At 72.7% G+C, this 2,480-nt stretch carries 1 protein-coding gene; it reads right to left on the reverse strand.

All coding sequences use genetic code 11. The features are described from left to right. Positions 1-228: 228 nt before the first annotated feature. Positions 229-2,244 (reverse strand): serine/threonine-protein kinase, encoded by a 2,016-nt coding sequence (locus VF697_RS36960; RefSeq protein ID WP_331102592.1) that lies wholly within the window; start codon positions 2,242-2,244, stop codon positions 229-231. Positions 2,245-2,480: the final 236 nt, after the last annotated feature.

The following is a 2,480-nucleotide window of genomic DNA, read 5'->3' on the forward strand; positions in this document are numbered from 1 at the left end:
CCCCGAAGACAAGAGGAGCTGGCGCCCACCTTCCGAGGGCTCGGGACCGGACTGGGCGGCGGCGGGAGCACTCGCGAGCAGCACGAGCAACGCGAGGGCAGTAGGAAGGGCGGGCACAGGACAGAACCTCCGGAGTGGAGGACTCTAACAAGAACCTCGGACGTTGACCCCTGTCATGTCCTCCCATCCGCTCCAGGTTCCCAGGCTGTGCTCGCGCGCCTCGCGGCGTTAGTGGAAGCGCTGCACCGGCAGCGCCGTCTGGGTGGAGAAGATGCGCGCGAGGCCCGGCTCGGGGGCGGGCTCCTCAATCAGCGCCCCCGGCTCTTCATCCACCCCTGGCTTCTCACGGGCAATGAACTCGAAGCAGACGGGGAACGTTTCCCCATTGGGCAGGCGACCCCGGGTGAAGCGGCCATACACGCGCGACGCGCCGACGATGAGCTGCCCCGTGAAGGTGGAGCCCGCCACCAGTTTCCCGGCGTGATCGAGAAGCCTCACAGTGACCTGCCCCTCGCTCACGGTGAGGATGCGGGTATCCTCCTCGGTGAGGGTGACATCGACCCTGCTCCAGGCGTCCAGCTTCTCCATGGCCTCCGCCGAGCCGGCCGGGCACTCGGCGGGAGGAGGCTGGGGGCGCACCTGGGTTCCGGGGCCGGGGCAGCCCGAGGCCAGGGTGCAGGCGAGCATGGCTCCTCCCACCTTCCCAGCCGGAGAGCCCGTCCCCTTCTTCTGCTGCGCCTTTCCCCGCGTATCGCGAGCCTGCCGTGAAGTCTTCACGCGCGTGGTGTCCTCTGGGAGCGTCGCGCTGGCGACGGGCGCGGGGGTTGCCGCCCCGGAGGGCGCCGCGCCCGAGCCACCTTCCAGCGGCTTCCACGGGGGCGCCACTTCCTGGCCGGACCCGGGTGTGACCTCCAGCGTCAGCGGAAAAGAGTCCACCGGGGAGGTCAGGGGCGGCGGTGTCACCCCGCGCCCGGTGGCGAAGAAGGCCAGCACTCCCACGGCCAGTACGCAGACACTGGCGGCCACTGCCCACCCGAGGGCCCCGCGCGCTCCCTTCCGAGGCCGCGCCGACGACGTCACGACCGCGCTCGGCATGGGCAGCGGCCCCCCGGTGGGCAGCGGGGGAGGGGACGTGTCCTCCGGGGCGGGCCGGGGCTGGCCCCGCCGGGGGTGGCGCTCCTCGTAGTCCACCAGCCGCCTCAGCCGGGCCCGCTGCCCCTCCGGCGACAGTGCCCCGGTGCGCTGCGTGGTGGCGGCGTCCGGGCCCCACGCCTCGCACAGCGGCACCTGCCACGCCTCGTCCGCTCCCCGCTTCACCGCCTCCAGTGCCGCGGCCAGTGCGTCCGCGTCCGGGTAGCGCGCCTCGGGAGCCTTCTCCAGCAGCCGCAGACATACCTCGCTCAGCGCGCGGGGCACGCGCGGGTTGCGAAGGTGCGGCGGCTCGGGCGCCTCCTGGAGAATGGCCCTCTCCACCTCCAGGGCGTTGTGCCCGCTGAAGGGGTAGGTGGCCGTCAGCAGCTTGTAGGCCACCACCCCCAGCGCCCACAGGTCATCGAGTGCGCTCGGCGGGTAGCGCTCGCCCGGGGCGCTCTCGCGGTTGAAGCGCACGGCCTCGGGGCTGAGGTACTCCCGGCAGCCCGGCACCTCCCGGCCCGTCACCCGCGGCGCCCCGGCGTAGGTGGCCACGCCGAAGTCCACCAGCACCGGCAGCCCATCCCCCTCGCGCACCAGCACGTTGTCGCCCTTGAGGTCGCGGTGCACCACCCCCGCCGCGTGCACCACCGCCAGCTCCCGCGCCAGCTCCAGCAGCACGTCCCCCATCCCCAGGGCGGCGGGGTTGTGGCACCGGGCCCACTCGTAGAGCTCCCACCCCGGCACGTACTCCATGGCGATGTACTGGAAGCGGGGCGCCTCGTCCGGCCAGAAACCATGGCCTTTCAGGCCCACGCCGCCCACCTCCTCCAGGCGCAGCATGACGCCCAGCTCCCTGCGCCCCCACTCCGCCGTCTGGAGCAGCGAGGTGAACTTCACCGCGAACAACTCCCCGCCACGCCGGGCCAGGTACACGGTGCCGAAGCCCCCCTCTCCCAGGAGGGACTCCAGGAGGAAGCCCCCCACCGTGGTGCCCAACGGCGGCAGCGAGGCCGCGAGGGCGTCCTCACTCCCGGCCCGGCGCCCGCGCAGCCGCGCCAGCACCTGGCCTCGCCGCCCCGTCGACAGTGCCGCCCCCGTGACCTCGCTCATGCGTGGTGACCTCCCAGGTGAGGCACCGTAGCATGACTGGGTGGACCCCAGCCGCTCGTGGAGGAAGGCATCTCGCGGCCCGCCCGGACGGGGCGAGGGGGCTCGAAACCCACGGCGGGTCCAGCCGTTTGTCGGGTGAGCGCCCAGACGAGCAACGGCATGTCAGGCCGGCGGTGTTGCTCCACGGCGGTCCGGTGGTTGCGGATCCGGTCGCTCACTCCAGATTCCATCATAAG

Source organism: Archangium sp. (genome assembly GCF_036388035.1).
In the GTDB taxonomy this organism is placed as follows: Bacteria; Myxococcota; Myxococcia; order Myxococcales; family Myxococcaceae; genus Archangium.